Annotated in this window: 2 pseudogenes; one reads left to right on the forward strand and one right to left on the reverse strand. The window is 42.8% G+C overall.

From position 1 onward, the window contains the following. Positions 1 to 91: pseudogene (locus F6K49_RS51005) on the forward strand (ABC transporter permease); the annotation flags it as partial. 96 nt (positions 92 to 187) lie between these two features. Here F6K49_RS51005 and F6K49_RS51010 read toward each other — a convergent pair. Then, a pseudogene (locus F6K49_RS51010) lies at positions 188 to 1,177 on the reverse strand (transposase); the annotation flags it as partial.

Genomic DNA, 1,177 nt, shown 5'->3' on the forward strand with positions numbered 1-1,177 from the left:
TGTGGTTACTGCTTTGCTGGCAATTTTTATTAGCAACTTTTTCTTATCATGGTTGATGTTCCAAGGGATGGGTAGTGCGGTGATCAGCTAAATCGGTTGTTCATCGTTAATTTTTTTTTCCCAAAAGCAATAAGTTAACAGACACTCACAAACCAGTAATCTTCCGTGACATACTCCCGACGTTGCCCTAACGGGACAACGCGGGCTTCTTACCAACACCACCCAACGGTTCGGTTACTCGGTAAGCTTTACTGCTGACGGGATGCCCCACCGCCAAATGTAAGATGTTTTTAGCCGCATTAACGTCCCTGTCCGCAACATAACCACAATGAGGGCAGGAATGGGTGCGGTCTTTTAGTTTTTTCGGCACTTTTTTGCCACAGTTAGAACAATTCTGGCTGGTATTGCGGGGATTCACGGCTTTCGTTAACAACCCAGCATTTAAGGCCGTAGGCCACGCTACGCGAACGGCTTTGGTTGACAGAATTGACAGGAATTGACCCCACCCAGCATCTAGAACTGACTTTGCCATTTTAGTTTTGGCTAAACCTTTGATATTTAGCTTTTCGTGAGCTACTAGATCGTGATTGTCTAGTAGCTCTTTAGCCGTTTTGAAATGAAAGTATTTTCGAGTATCGGCTACCTTTTTGTGAGCTTTTCCTAACTTTAATACAGCTTTCTTTCTATTATTGCTACCTTTCTTGGATCTACTAACAGCTTTTTGAATTTTCTTGAGTCGTTTTTGGGCTTTCCGGTAATACTGAGGGATGGGCACTTCAGTGCCATCAGACTTGACCAAAAGGATTTAAGACCCATGTCAATGCCAATAGGATTAGATACCTTATCAATCGGCATGATATTCGGTACAGTCTCATCTTGGATTGACAAGGTTACGTAGTATCCGTCAGCTTTTCGGGTAATTGTAGCTGTTTTAACTTTAAACCCGTCTGGGATTGACCTATGGTATATCATCTTGACTTGCCCAAACTTTGGTAGTTTTAATAAATTACCACTGATCGGATTTTTCCCAAGAGATGGAAAGGTCAAAGAACGGTACCGACCCTTACCTTTAAATCTAGGTTTACCGCTTCGTTTCCCGTTGCAATCGCCTTTAAGGTACCGTTTAAAGGCCAAATCTACCCGTTTTACTCAATCCTGCAAAACATGGGCGTGGATA

Source organism: Moorena sp. SIO3I6 (genome assembly GCF_010672095.1).